This is a genomic window from Candidatus Binatia bacterium (genome assembly GCA_036563615.1).
Lineage (GTDB): Bacteria > Desulfobacterota > Binatia > UBA12015 > UBA12015 > DATCMB01.
In genome coordinates, this window is the sequence record DATCMB010000004.1 from 202,507 (window position 1) to 221,770 (window position 19,264).

Genomic DNA, 19,264 nt, shown 5'->3' on the forward strand with positions numbered 1-19,264 from the left:
GGCGACGCGTGCGCGCGTCGTGCGCCGCGCCTGCAGGGCGCCCGTGCGTCTGCTACGCGAGGTCGCGTGCGCGGTTCCACCTGGCCCTTCGCGCGGGCAGTGCTCTTCGTCGTCACGCTCCTTCTCGCCTTCGCACCGCCGTCGCGCGCCGGCTCGCTGAGCTTCCTCTCCCCTCCCCCGGGCGCCGAGATGCGCCTCGAGCTCGTGAAGCGCTTCGACGTCGACGCCTTCCCCGACCTCAGCACCGGGACGCCGCAGCCGCCGCCCGGCATCGCACCGTCGGACCTCGAGTTCTTCCCCGACGGCTCGGGCGAGTCGCTGCTGCTGCTCAGCACCGGCACCGTGGTGTGGCTCGGCGCCGACTTCTCGATCCGCGGCGCGTTCGCGGTGCCGTCGGCGAACAGCCTCGCCGAGTTCCAGCGCTCGGGCGAGTTCCACGACAACGAGGGCGCGCTCGGGATCGCCTTCGACCCGCAGTTCGCGAGCAACCGCTTCTTCTACGTCCACCTGAACCCGAAGCCGCGCAGCGGCATTCAGATTTGGCGCTTGACGTGGGATCCGACGAACCTCGCGGGGATCTGGAATTCGCGCCACCTCGTGCTCGAGGTGCCGAAGCCGCAGATCGCGAGCGACCCGCTGCACCTGCACAACCACAACGGCGGCAACCCGCTGTTCGGCCCCGACGGCAAGCTCTACGTGCTGATCGGCGACGGCGGCATCGGCGGCAAGAACCTGCAGGACAACCAGGCGCAGAGGCTCGACAGCTTCTGGGGCAAGGTGCTGCGCGTCGACCCGACCGGGGCCGAGCCGCCGGTGATCGTCGCGCGCGGCCTGCGCAATCCGTTCACCAGCACGTTCTTCGGCGACTCGCTCGTGATCGGCGACGTCGGCGCCGACGACGGCGCCGCCTGGGAGGAGGTCAACGTCGTCGCGAACGCGACCGCGCCGGTGACGAGCCCGCCGAACTACGGCTGGCCGATCTTCCAGGGACCGTGCTGGGCGTTCGCGCCGTCGCTCGACGCCTGCGCCGGCTTCGTCGACCCGATCCACGGCTACCGCAAGGACGATCCGTTCCTCGACGAGGATCCCGAGGCGACGCCGGGCCCGCCGGGGACGGTCTACGTGACCGCGCTGGTCGTCGGACCCGTCTACTCGGGCGACCGCTACGACGGCTACCTCGACGACGTCCTGCTCTACACCGACTTCGTGCAGGGCTGGGTGCGCGGCGCGCTGCTCAGCGAGGACGGCCGCGTGCTCGCCGACCGCCACCTGCTGCACTACGACGGCCTGATCCCCGGCCTGGTGCAGGGTCCCGACGGCTACGTCTACCTGCTCGGCAACGACCTCGGCCACGTCGAGATTCATCGCTTGACGGGGCCGAACGTCGCGCCGCCGCCCGATCCGCCGATCGGCGGTCCGCCGCTGGTCGACCACCCGACGAACCCGCTGCCGAAGTTCCTCTCCGACACGGGCTTCTACCCGGAGTTCCCGAAGCTCACCCCGCTCGAGCGCGCGATCCCCTTCGCGCCGCAGTTCGCGCTCTGGAGCGACGGCGCCGACAAGCAGCGCTTCCTGCTGCTGCCGCCCGGCACGTCGATCGACAGCTCGGATCCGGAGCGCTGGACGTTCCCGGTCGGCACGCTGGTCGTCAAGCACTTCGGCTACACGCGGCACGACGGCACGCGGCGCGAGATCGAGACGCGCGTGCTGCAGAAGGGACCCGAGGGCTGGCGCTTCGGCACCTACGTCTGGAACGCCGAGCAGACCGAGGCGACGCTGAGCGACGGACGCCCGATCGAGCTCGCGATGTCCGGCGTGCGCGGCGCCGTGCCGCCGAGCTTCACCTACGAGATCCCGGGCGTCGCGCAGTGCCGCGCCTGCCACGCGCGCCAGGCGGACGTCGTGATCGGCTTCGAGCCGATGCAGCTCGGTCTCGCGACCGTGCGCGCGCTCGAGGACGCGGGCGTGCTCTCGACGCGGCACGCGGCCCCGCCCCCGACCGTCGCCGGCGCCGACTGGCTGCACGCCGCCGCGCGCGGCTACCTGCACGCGAACTGCGCGCACTGCCACTCGGCCGAGGGCGGCCTCGCGACCACGCTCGGCTTCAGCCTCGAGCACCGCGAGACGGAGAGCGCGATCGGCCTCACCTCGCGGCGCGGACGGGGCACGCTGATCGAGCCCGGCGCCCCGGAGCGCAGCGCGCTGCTCCTCATGCTGGCGGGCGCGCCCGACCTGCCGCGCATGCCGCCGCTCGGACCGCACGTCGTCGACATCGCGGCCGTCGGGCTGGTGAGCGAGTGGATCCGCGATCTCGCCGAGCCGCGCGACCCGCAGCATCCCGCGGGGCGCGACCTGGTCGAGGTGGTCGAGCTCTACCACCCGGATCTCGACCGCTACCTGCTCGCGGCGTCGCTCGAGGAGGAAGCGGCGCTGCTCGCGACGCTCGGCCCCGCGGGCTGGCGGCGCACCGGGTACTCGTTCCCCGCGTGGCGGCGACCGGCGAACTCGATCCCCGGACCGCGCGCGGTCGTACGCGCGAGATCGCAGGACGGGCTCCCGACCTCGAGCCTGCTCACGTTCCGCAACGTGCGGAGCCACGTGCGGGGCGAGCCCGCGCCGAGGAACGACGAGGTCGCGTTCTACCTCTACCCGCCCGAGAACGGCGCCTGTCCGAGCGGCTTCGACCCGGTCTACCGGACGTCGGTCCGCCGCGCGCGCGCGGTGCACTTCCGCTACACGACGAGCTGGAGCGTCTACGCCACGATGGCGCAGAACGGCTGGCGCAAGGACGGCGTCGCGATGTGCGCGCCGCAGTGAGCGCATCGCGGTGCGCGCCGCGATGAGCGCGGCGCCGCACGCGGTTTGACGCCGCCGTTCGCCGTCGCGACACTGCGCCGCGTGCAAGCGTCCGCACCCAGACCGCTCGACGGCATCCTCGTGCTCGACCTCACCCGCGTGCTCGCGGGTCCGTTCTGCACGCTGCTGCTCGCGCAGCTCGGCGCGCGCGTCATCAAGGTCGAGCACCCGCGCGGCGACCCGGCGCGCGGCTTCGGCCCGTTCCTCGACGGGCGCTCGCTGTACTTCGAGTTCATCAACCGCGGCAAGGAGAGCATCGCGCTCGATCTCAAGAACGACGCCGACCGCGAGGTCCTGCTGCGGCTCGCGCGCCGCGCCGACGTGCTGGTCGAGAACTTCCGTCCGGGCACGATGGACCGTCTCGGCTTCGGCTGGGACGCGCTCTCGGCCGAGAACCCGCGCCTGATCTACGCCTCGGCGTCGGGCTTCGGGCAGACCGGTCCGTGGAGCCGGCTACCGGCGTACGACACCGTGATCCAGGCGGTGTCGGGCCTGATGAGCGAGACGGGCTTTCCCGACGGACCGCCGACGCGGGTCGGCGCCTCGATCGCCGACCTGACGACCGGCGTCTACACCGTCGCCGCGATCACGACCGCGCTCTACCGCCGCGAGCAGACCGGCCGCGGCGAGCGCATCGACGTCGCGATGCTGGACGCGATGCTGAGCTTCCTCGAGCACGGCTTCATGCACCTCGCGGCCTACGGCAGCGCGCCGGGACGCATCGGCAACCGCCATCCGTCGATCACGCCGTTCGATACCTTCGCGACCGCCGACGCGCAGATCGTCATCTGCGCCGGCGAGAACGGGCTGTTCCGCAGGCTCTGCGCGACGCTCGGCCGCGACGACGTCGCCGACGACCCGCGCTTTGCCGACAACGCGCGGCGCACGGAGAACGAGCCGGCGCTCAAGTCGGAGCTCGAGCGCACGCTGCGCACGCGGTCCGCCGCCGAGTGGCTCGCATGCTTGACGGAGGCCGGCATCCCCTGCGCGCCGATCAACGACGTCGCGACGATCGCCGAGAGCCCGCAGGTCGCGGCGCGCAACATGCTGGTCGAGGTCGACGGGCTCAAGGCGCCGGGCAACCCGATCAAGATCGCGGGCTACGCGGATCCGCCGACGGGTCCGCGCGCGCCGCGGCTCGACGAGCACGGCGCCGCGATCCGCGCCGAGATGGCCTGAGGCACGCGACGCGCGCGGCTCAGGACGCGAGCCCGAGCCGCTTCGCGATGATCACCTTCATGATCTCGTTGGTGCCGGCGTAGATCGTCTGCACCGCGGCGTCGGCGTAGTCCTGCGAGATCGGGTACTCGGTCATGAAGCCGTAGCCGCCGTGCAGCTGCAGGCACTCGCTGGTGAGGCGCTTCTGCAGGTTGGTGGTCCACCACTTCGCCATGCTGACCTCGGTGACGATGTTCTCACCGCGGACGTGCGCCGCGAGCAGCTTGTCGACGAACGCCTGTCCGACCTCGACCTGGGTCGCGAGCTCGACCAGCTTGAACTGCGTGTTCTGGAACGCCGCGATCGGCTGACCGAAGGCCCGACGCTCCTTGACGTAGGCCATGGTGTCGGCGAGCGACCGACGGCACGACGCGAGCGCGGTCACGGCGATGCACAGCCGTTCCTGCTGCAGCATCTCCATGAGCATGCGGAAGCCCTCGCCCTCGCGGCCGAGCAGCGCATCCTTCGGCAGGCGGCAGTCCTCGAAGGCGAGCTCGCTCGTGTCCTGACCCTTGAGCCCGAGCTTGTCGAGCTTGCGGCCGCGCACGAAGCCCGGGAAGCTCGACTCGACCAGGAACAGGCTGATCCCCTTGTGCGGCGGGCGCGCGTCCGGGTCGGTCTTGGCGACGACGACGAAGAGGTCGCCGATCTGCCCGTTCGAGATGAAGATCTTCGAGCCGTTGAGGATCCAGCCGTCGCCGTCACGCCGGGCGCGGGTCTGGACGTTCGCGAGGTCCGAGCCGGTGCCGGGCTCGGTCATCGCGATGCCCATCACCATCTCGCCGGAGATCACCCGCGGCAGGTAGCGGCGCTTCTGCTCCTCGCTGCCATAGACGGTGATGTAGGGCATGCAGATGTCGGAGTGCAGGTACATCATCAGCGCGTGCGCGCGCAGCGATGCGAGCTCCTCCATCACCACCACGTCGTAGAGGAAGTCGCCGCCCGCGCCGCCGTACTCGGCCGGCGCGTGCGCACCGAGGAAGCCCCCCTCGCCCATGCGTCGCCAGGTCTCGCGGTCGGTCATCCCGGCCGCGTTCCAGCCCTCGATCTTGGGGACGATCTCGCGCTCCGCGAAGCGGCGGAACTGCTCGCGGAACATCTCGTGGTCCTCGGTGAAGACGTCTCGACGCATGCGTGGCGAACTCCTGGCAGGTGTGAATGACGTGAGCGGAGAGTCCGCTTAGCGATCCGCCCGGCAGCGCGCACGCCGGCTCGCGACCGACCGGACGGACGCGCCGGCGCGCGCGCGCCGCCGCCCGATCTTTCATGCACCTGAAAAGACTGCGCTTTCGCGAATTTTTGTCGAGAACCGACTTGATTCCAACCGACGCGAACGCGAAAAGGGAGCCACTCGAGAGGCCAAGCGGCCGCGTGGTCGCGCTGCCCATCCCCCGACCGTAGACCCGATCTCTCCCCCACCGACCCGGAAGAACCATGATCGCACGGCACGCAACCATTCGCCGGACCCGTCCGCGCACCATCACGCGCCGCCAGGAGACGCTCTTCGCCCTGGTCGTCGCCCTGCTCGGCTTTCTCATGACCGCGATGCTGGTCACGAATTGGGACGACTTCCGCTTCGCGTTCGCCGAGTGGGGCGAGGATCCGAGCTCCGCGGTCGAAGGGCCGCTCGACTGAAGGCCGTGCGTTCCGCGCGGGCCCAGTGATTCTCTGCTTGAATCCCGGGCGCAGCGCGGGCCCTCGCCCGCCTGCCCGGAGCGAGGCTAGCGCGCCTCCTCGTGCGTGCTCTGGAGCAGGCGCGAGAAGCCGTGCGGCGGCACCTGCACGGCGCCGGTGAACGGCGTCTGCATCTCCGCGATCAGCAGCAGCGCGGCGGCGATCGTCAGCGCGAGCGCCGCGGTCATGATGAGCTGTGATGCGATCTGACGCAGCCCGAAGAAGTAGCTGAAGGCGACCGTCACGGCGCCCGACCCGATCAGGAACGCCCACACGATCCACGGCAGCCCGACGCGCGCGTACGTCAGACGGTCGCGGCGCGCGTCGCTCAGGTCGTCCATCTTGCCGAGCGTGTTCTGGAAGACGGCGACGTCCTTCGCCTCGCTCGCGTTCGTGGCGAGCAGCGTGCGCCAGAGCTCGCGGAAGATGCCGTAGGTCTTCTCGCTCGGCTGGCCCTCGACCATGGCCGGCCACTCGTCCTCGACCACGCTGCGCGCGTAGGCGAGCGTCAGCTCGCGCAACCGCGCGCCGCCCGGATCCGGCAGCGCCGCACCGTGGCGATAGAGGTCCGCGAGCGCGTCCGCCTCGACCTCGGTGCGCTCACGTGCCTCCTCGAAGCGCTCCCACGACGACACCATCACGAAGGCGACGACGATGCCGCAGAGACCGCCGATCACCGCGAAGCACGCCGCCGCGACGTCGTGCTGCTCCTGGAGGGCCTCGAGCGGCACGCGCCGGCGCACCGCGAGGAGCGCGAGCAGCGAAGCCACGACGAACCCCACCACCAACGCGCCCTCGAGCCACATCGCCGCCGCCTCCTCTCCCTCGCGGCGCCGCTTGTAGCACCGATCACGACGTCGCGCTGGCCGACGGGCTTTCGGCGACGGCCCTCGTGGCGTAGAAGGTCAGCGAGCACGATCCATTCGCAGATCAATTTCAGGAGCAGCCATGGACCCCAACGCGAAGAAGACCGCTCTGCGCATGATCCCCTACGGCCTCTACGTCCTCACCGGGCGCACCAGCGACGGCCAGGTGGCCGCCGCGACCGTCAACTGGGTGACCCAGGCGTCGTTCGCGCCGCCGCTGGTCGTGGTCGGCGTCAAGACCGACTCCGCGGCGCACGAGGTGATCAAGACGTCCGGCGCGTTCGCGCTGAACGTGCTCGGCAAGGGTCAGCAGAAGCTCGCCTTCACCTTCTTCAAGCCCGCCGAGGTCTCGGGCGACACCATCTCCGGCGAGCGCTTCCGCGCCGGATCCACGGGCGCGCCGATCCTCGAGAGCACGCCCGCCTACGTCGAGTGCAAGCTGGTCGACACCGTCGAGCGCGGTGACCACTCGGTGTTCGTCGGCGAGGTGGTCGAGGCCGGCGTCGCGAAGGAGCCCGAGGGGCGTCCCGACGACGCGACGCTGTGGCTCAAGGACCTGGGCGAGAAGACCTTCTACGGCGGCTGAGACGCCGACGCGGGCGCGCAGCGCGTCGCGTGCTCCGCGCGGCGTCGCTGCGCGCGAGCGCGCGCTCGCAGGAGCGCGCCCAGGCCGCTGACGGAGCGGCTCGCACGAGCGGCTCGACCAGAACGTGTAATCTCGCGCGTCTCTCGAGCGTGGTGGGGTCGAGGGCGCGCACGACGCAATGCCGCGTCGCGCGACGTCCTCGCATGGAGGTTCGCATGCCACGCATCGAGGGTGCCTCGCCGCGCACGCGCAATCCGTTCGTGCGCTTCGTCTTCTGGTACGTCCGCCGCCAGCTCGGACGCGACGTGCAGCCGCTGCGCGGCTACGCCACGAGCTCGGCCGTGCTCGCGTCGACGGTCGCGCTCGAGGTCGGCATGGAGCGCGCGCGCCGCGTCGACCCACGACTCCGGCAGCTCGCCGAGCTGCGCGTCGCCTCGCTGGTCGGCTGCCCGTTCTGCCTCGACATCGGCTCGGCGCTGGTGCGCCGCGCGGGCGTCAGCGATCGTCAAGTACGCGAGCTGCACGACTGGCGCCGGAGCGACGCGTTCTCGCCGCTCGAGAAGCTCGTGCTGTCCTACGCCGACCGCATGACCGCGACGCCCGTGGTGATCGACGAGGACGAGTTCGCGCGCCTGCGCGAGCACTTCGACGAGGCGCAGATCGTCGAGCTCACCGCGGCGATCGCGCACGAGAACCTGCGCGCGCGCATCAACCACGCGCTCGGCTACGGCGCCGAGGGCTTCAGCGCGGACGGCGTGTGCGCCCTGCCGGCGCGGCCCGTGCCGCCGCTGACGCCGGTCCGCACCGTCGCGCACGACGCCGCCTGACGCGGGCTCGCGGGCGTCGCGTCACCCCACCGCTTGCAGACGACACGCATCCTGCAGACGCCACGCCTCACGCAGGACGGCGACGCGCGCCCGCTCAGGCCACCGCGTGCACGCGCCGCAGCCTGCGCTCGGACCGCGGCCGCACGGGCTCGACGTCGGCCGCCTCGCGCAGCTCGGCGTACGACGCCTCGACCCAGTGCGCGAGCCGGTCGATGTCCGCCACCAGGTCCCACTCGCCAACCAGGCCGAAGTAGAGCTTGCCGGCGTAGCTCAGGAGCGCGATGCCGAGCCCCTGGTTCTCGAACAGCGGCACGTGCGGGTAGCCCGCGATCATCGTCGCGTCGAGCAGGTAGAACGGCACCGGCGGCCCCGGGACATTGGTGACGATGACGTTGAAGGCGCGCGTGCGGCCGATCAGCTTCACCGCCGCCGCGAGCGGCAGCGCGGTCGTCCACTCGGCGGTCTTCGCCAGCACCTCGGCGCCGCGCTCCTGGTGGCTCGTGCGGTAGGCTTCGGTCGTGGCGCGGATGCGCCGGTAGCGCTCGAGCGGCCGCGCCTCGTCGATCGGCAGCGGCGCGAGCCACGCCGAGACGCGGTTGCCCGTCTCGCCGCGCTCGCTCGGCGCGCGCGTGCTGACCGGGATCAGCGCCCGCAGCTCGCCGTCGGCGACGCCGGCGCCGTGGTGCGCGAGGTAGCGGCGCAGCGCGCCGGTGACGGTCGCGAGCACGACGTCGTTGAGCGTGCCGCCGAGGCGTTGCTTGACGGCCTTCATCTCGGCGATGTCGAAGCCGAGCCACTCGACGCGGCGGTGCGGGCCGATCGGCGCGTTGAACGGCGTCGGCGCCGCGCCGCGCACGCCGGTGCTGAGCAGGCTCCACAGGCTGCCGAGCCGCGCGCCGAGCGACTGGACGTCGCGTCCGCCGAGCGAGGTGAGGCCGCGGAGCGCGTCGAGCGAGGCGTCGCGCCGGCGGCGCAGCTCGTCGCGCAGCAGCTGCGCCGAGGTCGGCGGCGGCGCCGGCGTCCACGGCCGCGGCCGCTCGATGCGCGCCTCGGGCGTCGGGCTGAGCAGCGCCGCGAGCAGGTCGATGCCGGCGATGCCGTCGACCATGCAGTGGTGGACCTTGCACAGCATGGCGAAGCGGTTTCCGGGCAGCCCCTCGATGAACCACATCTCCCAGAGCGGGCGGCGGCGATCGAGCGGACGCTCGAGGAGGCGCGCGACCAGCGTCTTGAGCTGCGCTTCGCTCCCCGGACGCGGCAGGTGGCTGTGCCGGACGTGGAAGTCGAGGTCGAAGTCCGCGTCGTCGACCCACACGGGATCGTTGGTCAGCGGCACGTAGTGCAGGCGCTGCCGGTAGCGCGGCAAGAGGTGCAGACGCCCTGCGACGTGCGCGCGGATGCGCGCGATGTCGATGCCGCCGTCCGCGCGCGCAAGCGAGCCCGCCTCGAAGACGGCCGTCAATGCGACGTGCATGTACGCCGCTTCGCTCTCGAAGTGCAGGAACGCGTGGTCGAGGCCCGAGAGCCTGACGTAACGTCCTTCGTTCACGATTCCTCCCCAGCGCGACCGGCTCCCTCAGCCGACCGCGCGCTCCGCGGCGCCGTCGACCGCAGCCGCCTCCCCCGTGTCCATCGCGTCGTCTGCGCTCGCGCGCGGCTCGTCGTCCGCGCTCGCGCGCTGCCTCGCCTCCTGCGCCTCGCGCAGAAAGGCCTCGATCTCGTCGATGCGCTCGCTCGCGTCGCGGTAGCCGATCTGGACCAGGGTGCGGGTGTAGAAGGAATCGAACAGGAGGTAGCTCATCATGTCGGCGCTCTGCGCGTCGGGCGTGCCGAGCCCCTCGAGCATGAGGCGCACGAGACGCGGCATGCGGTGCGCGAAGCGCTGCGCGACGAGCGCGAGGTCTTCCGACGGGCAGACGACGAGCGGCTCGACGATGCGCATCGGCTCGCGCACCTGCGACCCCGCCTGCTCCGCCGACGGCGCGTGCGCGCCGTAGGTCGCGACCAGCTCGTTCATCCGCTTCAGGTGATCGAGGTCGCTGTCGAGGTGATCGAGGAAGATCGCGTTCAGGAACACGCCGCAGATCTGCGCGAGCGGCGGCGCGAGGATGCCGGGCGCGTGCACGCCGGACGGGTCGGCGACGCCGAGCTCTTCCTGCCAGAGCGCGTCGGCGGCGCGCGGCGAGCGGATGCCGATCGCGAGCACGCGCGTGGCGCCGAGACGGATCGCCGGGCTGAACGGCGTCGTCAAGCGCAAGGCGCCGTCGCCGAAGTAGACGTCGCCGACCGCGGACGAGATCGGCACCGGCGGGAAGACGATCGGGATCGCCGCCGACGCCGCGACGTGGTCGACCGTCAAGCGCACCGGCAGCACGACGCGCCGGCTCTTGACCCACACCGGATGTCCCGGACGCCCCTGCACGAAGGTGAACGAGCGCCCCGAGTGGTAGCTCGTCGCGAGCACGGCGACCGCGTAGAGGTGGCCCGCGCGGATCGCGTCCGCGATGCCGTCGAGCGGCAGCACGCGCGCGAGGAAGGCGCGCAGCGGGGATGCGTCGAGCAGCGACTGCGTCACGGTGCTGCCGAGCAGCGGCCCGAGCGCCAGGTCGCGCGCGAAGCGCAGCGCGCCGAGCGCGAGCGACGATGCGTCGGTGCGGAACACCTGCTCGACGCTCAGCTCGGACCACAGACGCGCGAGCTCGCGCGTCGCCTCGCCGAAGCCGTCGCTGCGCGCCGCGATCGCGGCGCCGTTGATCGCGCCCGCCGAGGCGCCGGTGACGATCGGGAACGGCGACGGCCCGTCGCGCAGCGCGGGGATCTCGCCGATCCGCTTCAGGACGCCAGCCTGGTAGGCACCTCGCGCGCCGCCCGCGGTGAGGACGAGACCGAGCACGACGCGACAGCGAAGCAACGCCCGAGCCACGCGGCGACGCGAGAAACGCGTGCCGCGACGGGCAAATTCTGCGCGCTCGCGCGGCGTGTGCCGCGCGTTTCGGCAGCGCCTGCCGCGCGCGCGGGCAGCGCTCGCGTCAGTCGACGCGCGACCGCTGCCACGTCACGCGGCACGCGCGAGCACCGGTCGCGTCAGCTAGCGCGCGCCGGACGCGCGTACACGGCGGCCGCCGCCTGCAGCGTGCGCTTCACGAAGCGACGCAGATCCTCGGGCTCGAGCACCTCGATGTCCGGGCCCCACGACAGGATCCACCAGGCGAGCTCCTGCCAGCCGCGCACCGTCATGCGCATCAGCGTCTCGCCGCCGCGCAGCTCGGTGAAGATCTGCGACGGGTGGATCAGGCGCTCGGGGATCTGCTCCGCCGCGCGACCGCGCAGCCGCAGCGACACCGTGGTCTCGGGGCCCGACCAGATGCCGGGCACGCCGTCGGTGAGCGCGCGCGGCGAGTAGTTCGGTGGCAGGGCGAACTTTTCGCCGGTCCGCCTGACGTTCTCGATGCGGTCGACCGCGAGGTAGATCGGCTTCTGGTGCCGGTTCGAAGCGCCGAGCAGGTAGAGCGCGTCGCGGTAGAGCACCACGGTGTAGGGCGAGAAGCGGTGCTTCGTCCGTCGCCGGTTCGCGTGCCGGTAGTCGATGTCGAGCACCTCCTGCTTCAGCACCGAGCGCAGGATGGTGTCCATGTGGTCGTCGAGCTTCGCGTAGCTCTTGCCCGCGAACGGGACGTAGAAGAACTTGCGCTCGACGTGCTCGAGCAGCCTGCGGGTGTCGCTCGGCAAGTTCTTCTTGAAGTTGTCCCAGACCTCGGTCGCGCCGTCGTGCACGACCGTGCCCTGCAGCACGCGCAACGCCGCGAGCCCGAAGAACACCGACGCCGCCTGGTACGCGGTGGAGTCGACCGCGCCAGCCAAGCCGCGCAGACGCAGCAGCGGCCGTCCGTTCGGCTTGACCAGCTCGAGCAGCGGCAGCCCGTCGGGCGCCGGTAGCTCGTTCACCATGACGCGGGCGTAGCGCTCCGCGGTCTTGTGCGAGACGTCGAGCTCGTCGGCGAGCGCGGACAGCTCACGGCCGTGCGGCGCGCGCAGGATCGCGACCAGGGCGCGCATCATGCGGCCGGCGGAGCCGTAGTTGGGTGCGCGCGAGGGCGCACGTCGACGTGTCGAGCGGGCCGTCCCGGTGGTGGACATGGCGAGAAAAGTCGCACGCGGCTCGGCGGCGGAGCAAGTGGCTGCCCGGCGCTCGCGTCTGGCACGGCGCGTCATTGCGCTTCCGCCCCGTCCGTGGAACCTGCTACGACGACGAACCACGGTCCCGCCCGGGACGTCGGCCGCGTGCGCGGCGCAACTTTTCAAGACAACGAGGTGAGCACGTGCGAGCAGCAGTTTTCGTGGGAAGCGAGCAACTGGCGATCGAGGACCTGAAGCCGGCGGATCCCGGGCCTCAGGACGTCGTCGTCGAGATCGAGGCGAGCGGCGTCTGCCATTCCGACCTGTCGCTCGCGCGCGGCTACGTGCCGCTGCCGCCCGGCGTGGTGCTCGGCCACGAGGGCACGGGCCGCGTCGTCGAGGTCGGCAAGGACGTGACCAAGGTGAAGAAGGGCGACCGCGTCGTCGCGTCGTTCATCCCGGCCTGCGGCTCGTGCTGGTTCTGTCAGCACGACCAGTCGAACCACTGCGAGCTCGAGCAGCAGATCATGATGACGCCGCGCGGGACGCGTCCCGACGGCTCGCCCTACATCTGCATGACCGGCCTCGGCACCTTCGCCGAGCGCGTCACCACCAGCGAGCACTCGGTGGTGCGGATCCAGACCGACATCCCGGCCGAGCAGCTCGCGCTGATCGGCTGCGGCGTGACCACCGGCGTCGGCGCGGCGCTCAACACCGCCAAGGTGCAGCCCGGCTCGACGGTTGCGGTGCTCGGCTGCGGCGGCGTCGGGCAGGCGGTCGTGCAGGGTGCGCGCATCGCCGGCGCGGCGCGCATCATCGCAGTCGACCCGGTCGCGATGAAGCGCGAGCAGGCGCTCAAGTTCGGCGCCACCGACACGGTCGACCCGGCGCAGGGCGATCCCGTCGCGCAGGTGAAGGAGCTCACCGGCGGCCGCGGCGTCGACTACGCGTTCGAGGTCGTCGGCCTGCCCGAGACCATCGTCACGACCTACAACATGGCGCGCAACGGCGGCACGGTGTGCATCGTCGGCATGGCGCGCGCCGACGCGATGGTCACCCTGCCCGCCTTCCAGCTCTTCTACGAGGAGAAGAAGGTGCTCGGCAGCAAGTACGGCTCGGCGCAGGTGCGGCGCGACTTCCAGCGCTTCATCGACCTGATCGAGACCGGGCGCCTCGACACGACGCACATGGTGTCGAAGAAGATCAAGCTCGAGGACGTCAACGCCGCGTTCAAGGCGATGGAGGCGGGCGAGGTCATCCGCAGCGTCATCACGTACTGATCTCCGACCTCGGCGGGCGCGCCACGTCGTGCGGCGCGCCCTGCTCGTTCGCTCTGCGCGGCGCGCGTCGCCCGGCCTCACCCGGCGGCGCGCGCCGCGTGCGTCTTGGCGCCCCGGTCCCGCGCACGACGCGGCGAGCCGTCCCGTGCGTGCCACGCGGCGAAACGCGCTCAGGCGCGCAGCGCGACCGGCAGGCGCTCGATGCCCCGCACGATCATCGACGGCACGCGCTCGATCTCGCCGACGATCTCGAAGCGCGTGAAGCGCGCGAGCAGCTCCTCGAAGGCGATCCGCGCCTCCATGCGCGCGAGCGCCGCGCCCAGGCAGAAGTGCTCGCCGAAGCCGAAGGCGACGTGCCGGCTCGCGTCGCGCGAGATCCGGAAGCGCTCCGCGTCGTCGCCGAACACGCTCTCGTCGCGGTTCGCCGCGGCGTAGATCAGGAAGAGCCGGTCGCCCTCACGGATCCGCGTGCCGCGCACCTCGGCGTCGCGCGTCGCGGTGCGCATGAAGGCGAGGATCGGGCTCCCCCAGCGCAGCATCTCCTCGACCGCGCGCAGCAGGAGGCTCGGGTCGGCGCGCAGCAGGGCGAGCTCGTCGGGGTGCGTCGCGAGCGCGTGCAGACCGTGCGACAGCAGGTTGCGCGTCGTCTCGTTGCCGGCGACGAGCAGCGTCAAGCAGAAGCTCGAGAGATCGAACTCGGAGAGCCGCTCGCCGTCGATCTCCGAGCCGACCAGCGTCGACAGCACGTCGTCGCCGGGACGCACGCGGCGCTCGGCGAGCGCCGCCGCGAAGTACTCGAAGAGCTCGGCCGACTGCGCCATGTTCTCCGGCGTCGGATCGGTGCCGGCCGCGATCGTGGCGTCCGACCAGCGCTTGAAGCGATCGCGATCCGAGCCCGGCACGCCGAGCATCTCCGCGATCACCAGCAGCGGCAGCTCGGCGGCGAACGCCGACACGAACTCGACGCTGCTCGGGTCGGGGATCGCGTCGAGCAGCGCGCGCGTCGTGTCGCGGATCCAGCGCTCGAGCGCGCGCAGACGCCCCGGCGAGAACGCCGGCTGCACGAGCTTGCGGTACTTCGTGTGCTCCGGCGGGTCGATGTAGAGGACCGACTGCCGCGGGATGATCGGCCGGGAGATGTCCGAGAGCAGCGTGCCGCGGCTCGAGCAGAAGGTCTCGGGGTCGCGCGACACCGCGACGACGTCCTCGAGACGCGTCACCGCCCAGAACGCGGGCTCCGCGTGGCGGTGCAGCGTCGGCGCCGCGCGCAGCGCGCGGTAGACGTCGAACGGATCGCCGGCGTGAAAGTGCGGATCGGCGAGCGGTGGCGCGAACGACGGATCGGGCGGGAGGGCGGCGTCGGGCTGCGCCGGCATGGGTCGGGCTTCTTCCCTTTGCCGGCGATTGTCAACCAAAGCGCCGCGACGCCGGGCGGCGCTCCGGAGGGAAAGCGTGCTCGGGGGCTCCGCGTCGGAGCCCCCGAGCAGCGTGATGGATCAGCGGCCGGCGGAGATCATCGCCGCGACCGTGAAGTAGTCGGGCGTCGTGCCGCTCTTCGCACCCTGGTTGAAGTACCAGCCCTGCTCGCCAGGGAAGCGCGGGCTCGGGAGGCTCGCCTTGGTGGCGTGCGCCGCCTGGATGTCGACCATGACGATCGCGGGCAGGAAGCCCATCTCGTCCTCGTAGGTGATCGACGCGCCCGGGAACGCCTGCTTGCGGAAGCTGAAGTCGTTCAGCCACACCTTCCACAGGTTGCCGGCGCGATCGAAGATGTCCGAGTAGAGGACCGCGTAGGTCTCCTTGTCGATCCAGATCAGGCGCTTCGAGTACGCGTACTGCGCCATCTTCGGCGTGCCCTCGATCACCCAGACCTTGCGCTTCTCCCAGACGTCGTCGAAGGCGAAGTTCGCGCTGCCCTCGGCCCACTTCACCGGGAAGTTCTGCGCGTGGAAGACGCCGAGCATCTCCTTCTCGCCGAGCAGCTTCCAGTCGAACCAGGCCGGGTTGCCGGCGTAGCCGTAGTAGCTGTCGACGTCGGTGTCCTGGCCGAAGAGCGCGTCCGAGCGCTGCGCCGACGACAGACGGCGCACGCGACGCAGCGACGGCAGGTAGAGCCAGGTGTCGTCCTGACGGTCGGGGTCGAGGTAGCGGTACGAGATCGTGCCGACGCCCTTCAGGTCGAACGGCTCGAGGATCGGGTAGAGGCCCTGCTTCGAGCGCACGCCGTCGGGGTTCGGCGTGAACTCCGGCTTGGGGTCGACGAACAGGCGCCCGATGAAGCTCATCGCGCGCAGGTGGTCGAGCAGGAAGTGGCGCTCGATCGACAGCTCGCTGCCACCGGTGCCGATGGTGCCGGTGTCGGCGTCGAAGTTCCGCAGGTCGACGTCGTCCGTGATCAGCGGCTTGTAGTCGTAGTTCCACATGATCTTGATCGCCGCCTGCGGATCGTTCGGGTCGATGTTCGGGAACGGCAGACCCGCCGTGTAGTTCTCGACGCGACGCCCATCGGCCGAGAGGCGCACCTGACCGGAGTACTTCTCCGTCGCCTCGAGGTAGCGCTTCGGCATGGCGATCGACTTCGTCTCGACGATCGTGATCGGCATGCCGCGCTCGACGCACCACCGCACGCCGGGCGAGATCAGGTCCGCGATCTTGTCGACGTTCGAGGCGTCGTAGCGTTCGCCGGGATTAGCGGCGTGGCTCACCGAGGCCGTCAGCAGCAGCGCCACGGCGAGCATCCATCGAGAACGAATTGGCGTCATCGTCTCCCTCCAGGGGCGAATCCTATTTCACGAGCTACTGCGTTGGCGCTACGGTGTGCAAGTGCCCCAGCCCCCCGTGGCGCGCGAACGGGCGTTTCTAGAGCGCGTCACGCCGAAGGTCAACGCGCGCGCGGGATCTCGCCGCGGTCCGCGAGCCAGCGCACGGTGGCGCGCAAGCCGTCGCGTGCACTGCACGGGCTCCAGCCGAGCTCACGTCGAGCGCGATCCGCGACCGGTGTCGCGCCCGAGAGCAGGAACTCGAGCTGTCCCGCCGGCAGCAGCGGCGGGCGCCGTGTGATCTTCGACAGCGCCTCGGTCGCGATCGACACGCCGCGCGCCACCCACACCGGCAGCACGCCGGGCAGCCGCACCTCGATCCCGAGCACGTCGCGCACCGCGGCCGCCATCTCGCGCGCGAGGTCGGGCAGCGTCCACACCGACTCGCTGAGGATGTAGCGGCTTCCGGGCGCGGCGCGCTCGGCGAGCAGATGCCCGCGCGCGACGTCGTCCGCGAAGACGATCGGCATCGTGCCGGGCAAGAGCAGCGGGATCTCGCCCGCGACGAGGCGCTTCAAGAGATCGTTGACGCCCGGCGAGGTGGTCGGCGACGTGCCGTAGACCGCCGACGGGTGCAGGAACACGGCGTGCACTCCCTCGTCGACCGCACGTTGCACCATGCGGTCGGCCGCCTGCTTGGAGCGCTCGTACGCGGTGTGCTTCGGCTGCGGGTCGAGGATCGACTCGTCGAACGCCACGCCGGGACGCCAGGCGAAGACGTCGATCGTGCTGGTGTAGACGAAGCGCGCCACGCCGGCCTCGCGCGAGGCGCGCAGCACGTTCTCCGTGCCGCCGACGTTGACGCGCTCGAAGGTCGTCGGATCCGGCAGCCACTGCTCGGGCAGTCCCGCCGCGTGAAACACGACCTCGACGTCGCGCAGCGCGGGCGCGAGCGTCTCGGGCGCCGTGACGTCGCCGCGCACGAGCTCGCACGCGGACGGCAGCAGCGGCCGCGCACGCTCGGGATCGCGCACCAGCGCGCGCACCGCGCGGCCCTCCGCGAGCAGCGCACGCGCGATCGCGTTGCCGACGTTGCCGGTCGCTCCGGTGACGAGGGCGATTCCCACCGGCGCGCGCTTACCACGACTGCCGGGAGAAGGGCGAGGATCGCGCCCCTCCGGCCGTGGTGCCCGACGGATCGTGCCCACGGCGCGGCCGGAAGCGGTTTCTGCCTTGACCGCCGCTTGCTCGGTCGCGATAAACGCGCGACGCGGTCCGGCCCCGACCCAGCGCACCACGGGCGCGGACGTCGCGCTTTGGCAGCGAAGGTCCGGAGGTGCAGGTGATGATGAGAGCCCGCTGGCTGGCCGCGATCGCGCCGCTCCTGTCCGTTCCGCTCGTCGTTGCCCTTCTGGCCACGTCGACGACGCCGGCCTGGGGCGCATCCGGCTGCTTGACGGGCTCGTGGCGCGAGACCGACGCGGCTGCAATCGCCGACTTGCGCGTCGCGATCGCGGCGAGCTGTCCGTGCTCGCGCTTCGACGGCTCGAAGGATCGCGCACGCGGCGCCTACATGCGCTGCGTGCGCGAGGTCGTCGAGGCGGGCGTCGCGAGCGGGGCGCTGCGTCCGCAGTGTCGCAGCCAGGTGCGCCGCCTCGAGTCGGTTTCCGTGTGCGGCCGCAAGCCCGAGGCGAACGCGGCGCCCTGCGTACGTCGCGCGAGCAACGGCAAGGTCTCGTGCGCGATCAAGGCGCCGGGCGATCGCTGCGTGGGCAACGGCAAGCAGACGAAGCACCCGTGCTTCGGGTTCACCCACTGCATCGACGCCGCCGACACCAACGGCGACCTGCTGCTCGACGATCGCGACAGCGGGCTCTGCAACCCCGCGCCCTCGCCGACCCCGCACCCGACGCCGACCCCGCAGCCGACCGCGCCGGGGCCGCAGCCCTTCCCGACCGGATCCGGCGGCGCGCAGCTCGCGCAGCTCGTCAACCAGTACCGCGTCGCGCACGGCAAGGCGCCGGTCCCGGTGACGCCGACGATGATGGCGGTCGCTGGCGCGCACGTGCACGACCTGGCGCAGAACCCCAACCTCCCCACCCCGCCGTGCAACCTGCACAGCTGGTCGTCGAGCTCGATGTGGAGCGGCTGCTGCTACGACGACAGCCACTCGCAGGCGAGCTGCATGTGGAACAAGCCGGGCGAGATCAGCTCGGCCCTCGGCTACGTCCGCTACACCGGCAACGGCTTCGAGCTCGCCTACCGCGGCTGGTACGCGACGCCGCAGATGGTGCTCGACTTCATGACCAGCAGCCCCGCGCACCGCGCGGTGCTGCTGAACCAGCAGACGTGGGCGAAGTACGATCCCTTCCCCGCGATGGGCGCCGCGATGAAGGGCGAGTTCGCGGTGATCTGGTTCGGCAGCAAGCCCGATCCGCAGCACTAGCCGCGCGCGCCCGCGAGAGCCGCGCGCGGCGCGCGGCTCAGAGCTCGACGCTCGCCATGGCGAGCTCGCGCAGGAACTCGACGAAGGCGTCCACCTCGTCGTCGGCGATCGGCCCCGCGTGCTCGCCGAGCGAGCGCGCGCGACGGAACGCGAGACGGACGCTGGTCTGCACGTCGCCGCCGCGCGAGCAGAGGTTCCCGAAGGTGCCGAGCCAGAGGATCTCGCACCAGCCGCAGAAGGCCTCGGTGAGCTCGTCGCGCGGGGCGCGCGACAGGTCGAACGTGCGCGCCATCACGCGCCGGATGCCCGCGGCGATCACGTTCGCGTCGGGCTCGTCGAACTGCAGCAGGCCGACCTCGGTATCGATCATGAAGTCGATCAGCTCGCCCGTTGTCGCGAACCACACGAAGCAGCCGCGTGCTCCGCTCGCCGGGTCGCCGGCGAGGTAGCCGAACGGGAAGTCGCGCGGGTCGCGGCCAGCCGCCTCTCGATACGCGGCGGCGTAGCGAGCGTAGGACGACTCGTTTTCGGACTCGGAGACCATTGCTGATTCCCTGGCCATGGGGGCGAGCGTGCCGCGGACGAGGCGCGCGCGCATCACCCAAATGGTGACCCTCGCCGGGTTAGTCGTCGTCG

At 71.5% G+C, this 19,264-nt stretch carries 16 protein-coding genes; 7 read left to right on the forward strand and 9 right to left on the reverse strand.

Annotated elements, in window-relative coordinates:
* Positions 1 to 66 precede the first annotated feature (66 nt).
* A complete protein-coding gene (locus tag VIS07_00860) occupies positions 67 to 2,817 on the forward strand; it encodes a PQQ-dependent sugar dehydrogenase (GenBank protein HEY8514045.1) in 2,751 nt (916 codons plus the stop codon).
* An 81-nt stretch (positions 2,818 to 2,898) separates the two neighbouring features.
* Positions 2,899 to 4,035, forward strand: a complete 1,137-nt coding sequence (locus VIS07_00865; protein ID HEY8514046.1) for a CoA transferase — start codon at positions 2,899 to 2,901, stop codon at positions 4,033 to 4,035.
* A 19-nt stretch (positions 4,036 to 4,054) separates the two neighbouring features.
* Here VIS07_00865 and VIS07_00870 read toward each other — a convergent pair whose 3' ends face one another.
* Positions 4,055 to 5,206, reverse strand: coding sequence for an acyl-CoA dehydrogenase family protein (locus tag VIS07_00870; protein HEY8514047.1), 1,152 nt, complete (start codon positions 5,204 to 5,206; stop codon positions 4,055 to 4,057).
* 302 nt (positions 5,207 to 5,508) lie between these two features.
* Here VIS07_00870 and VIS07_00875 point away from each other — a divergent pair, with 302 nt between their 5' ends.
* Positions 5,509 to 5,709, forward strand: a complete 201-nt coding sequence (locus VIS07_00875) for a hypothetical protein (protein ID HEY8514048.1) — start codon at positions 5,509 to 5,511, stop codon at positions 5,707 to 5,709.
* A gap of 86 nt (positions 5,710 to 5,795) precedes the next feature.
* On the opposite strand, the gene VIS07_00880 is transcribed toward VIS07_00875, so the two are convergent.
* Positions 5,796 to 6,518 carry a DUF4239 domain-containing protein gene (locus VIS07_00880; GenBank protein ID HEY8514049.1) on the reverse strand — a complete coding sequence of 241 codons (723 nt, stop codon included), beginning with the start codon at positions 6,516 to 6,518 and terminating at the stop codon, positions 5,796 to 5,798.
* 178 nt (positions 6,519 to 6,696) lie between these two features.
* Here VIS07_00880 and VIS07_00885 point away from each other — a divergent pair, with 178 nt between their 5' ends.
* Both VIS07_00885 and VIS07_00890 read left to right on the forward strand, forming a co-directional pair.
* Positions 6,697 to 7,200 carry a flavin reductase family protein gene (locus VIS07_00885; protein HEY8514050.1) on the forward strand — a complete coding sequence of 168 codons (504 nt, stop codon included), beginning with the start codon at positions 6,697 to 6,699 and terminating at the stop codon, positions 7,198 to 7,200.
* A 215-nt stretch (positions 7,201 to 7,415) separates the two neighbouring features.
* Positions 7,416 to 8,027 carry a carboxymuconolactone decarboxylase family protein gene (locus VIS07_00890; GenBank protein HEY8514051.1) on the forward strand — a complete coding sequence of 204 codons (612 nt, stop codon included), beginning with the start codon at positions 7,416 to 7,418 and terminating at the stop codon, positions 8,025 to 8,027.
* Between the two features lie 94 nt (positions 8,028 to 8,121).
* On the opposite strand, the gene VIS07_00895 is transcribed toward VIS07_00890, so the two are convergent.
* The 3 genes from VIS07_00895 to VIS07_00905 all read right to left on the reverse strand — a co-directional run bounded on the left by VIS07_00895 (position 8,122) and on the right by VIS07_00905 (position 12,086).
* The gene (locus tag VIS07_00895; protein ID HEY8514052.1) at positions 8,122 to 9,576 is read right to left on the reverse strand and encodes a wax ester/triacylglycerol synthase family O-acyltransferase; all 1,455 of its coding nucleotides are present in this window, start codon (positions 9,574 to 9,576) and stop codon (positions 8,122 to 8,124) included.
* A 27-nt stretch (positions 9,577 to 9,603) separates the two neighbouring features.
* Positions 9,604 to 10,920: a patatin-like phospholipase family protein gene (locus VIS07_00900; GenBank protein HEY8514053.1), complete on the reverse strand. Its 1,317-nt coding sequence runs from the start codon at positions 10,918 to 10,920 to the stop codon at positions 9,604 to 9,606.
* Between the two features lie 191 nt (positions 10,921 to 11,111).
* Positions 11,112 to 12,086, reverse strand: coding sequence for a WYL domain-containing protein (locus tag VIS07_00905; GenBank protein HEY8514054.1), 975 nt, complete (start codon positions 12,084 to 12,086; stop codon positions 11,112 to 11,114).
* 278 nt (positions 12,087 to 12,364) lie between these two features.
* Between VIS07_00905 and VIS07_00910 the strand changes: the two genes are divergently transcribed.
* Positions 12,365 to 13,423, forward strand: coding sequence for a Zn-dependent alcohol dehydrogenase (locus VIS07_00910; protein HEY8514055.1), 1,059 nt, complete (start codon positions 12,365 to 12,367; stop codon positions 13,421 to 13,423).
* Positions 13,424 to 13,593: 170 nt separating this feature from the next.
* Here the strand turns inward: VIS07_00910 and VIS07_00915 are convergent, their stop codons facing one another.
* The 3 genes from VIS07_00915 to VIS07_00925 all read right to left on the reverse strand — a co-directional run bounded on the left by VIS07_00915 (position 13,594) and on the right by VIS07_00925 (position 17,309).
* On the reverse strand, positions 13,594 to 14,799 hold the full coding sequence (locus VIS07_00915; protein ID HEY8514056.1) for a cytochrome P450: 1,206 nt from the start codon (positions 14,797 to 14,799) through the stop codon (positions 13,594 to 13,596).
* 120 nt (positions 14,800 to 14,919) lie between these two features.
* Positions 14,920 to 16,185, reverse strand: coding sequence for a DUF1329 domain-containing protein (locus tag VIS07_00920; GenBank protein HEY8514057.1), 1,266 nt, complete (start codon positions 16,183 to 16,185; stop codon positions 14,920 to 14,922).
* 119 nt (positions 16,186 to 16,304) lie between these two features.
* A complete protein-coding gene (locus tag VIS07_00925; protein ID HEY8514058.1) occupies positions 16,305 to 17,309 on the reverse strand; it encodes an NAD-dependent epimerase/dehydratase family protein in 1,005 nt (334 codons plus the stop codon).
* 218 nt (positions 17,310 to 17,527) lie between these two features.
* Here VIS07_00925 and VIS07_00930 point away from each other — a divergent pair, with 218 nt between their 5' ends.
* Entirely contained in the window at positions 17,528 to 18,628 is a 1,101-nt protein-coding gene (locus VIS07_00930; protein ID HEY8514059.1) for a hypothetical protein, read from the forward strand.
* 37 nt (positions 18,629 to 18,665) lie between these two features.
* On the opposite strand, the gene VIS07_00935 is transcribed toward VIS07_00930, so the two are convergent.
* Entirely contained in the window at positions 18,666 to 19,172 is a 507-nt protein-coding gene (locus VIS07_00935) for a hypothetical protein (GenBank protein ID HEY8514060.1), read from the reverse strand.
* Positions 19,173 to 19,264 lie beyond the last annotated feature (92 nt).

Excerpts from the sequence above, each read along its gene's own strand:
- VIS07_00870 (HEY8514047.1), bottom strand. The coding sequence starts at position 5,206 with ATGCGTCGAGACGTCTTCACCGAGGACCACGAGATGTTCCGCGAGCAG.
- VIS07_00875 (HEY8514048.1), top strand. The coding sequence starts at position 5,509 with ATGATCGCACGGCACGCAACCATTCGCCGGACCCGTCCGCGCACCATC.
- VIS07_00885 (HEY8514050.1), top strand. The coding sequence starts at position 6,697 with ATGGACCCCAACGCGAAGAAGACCGCTCTGCGCATGATCCCCTACGGC.
- VIS07_00890 (HEY8514051.1), top strand. The coding sequence starts at position 7,416 with ATGCCACGCATCGAGGGTGCCTCGCCGCGCACGCGCAATCCGTTCGTG.
- VIS07_00905 (HEY8514054.1), bottom strand. The coding sequence starts at position 12,086 with ATGATGCGCGCCCTGGTCGCGATCCTGCGCGCGCCGCACGGCCGTGAG.
- VIS07_00915 (HEY8514056.1), bottom strand. The coding sequence starts at position 14,799 with ATGCCGGCGCAGCCCGACGCCGCCCTCCCGCCCGATCCGTCGTTCGCG.
- VIS07_00920 (HEY8514057.1), bottom strand. The coding sequence starts at position 16,185 with ATGACGCCAATTCGTTCTCGATGGATGCTCGCCGTGGCGCTGCTGCTG.
- VIS07_00930 (HEY8514059.1), top strand. The coding sequence starts at position 17,528 with ATGATGAGAGCCCGCTGGCTGGCCGCGATCGCGCCGCTCCTGTCCGTT.
- VIS07_00935 (HEY8514060.1), bottom strand. The coding sequence starts at position 19,172 with ATGGTCTCCGAGTCCGAAAACGAGTCGTCCTACGCTCGCTACGCCGCC.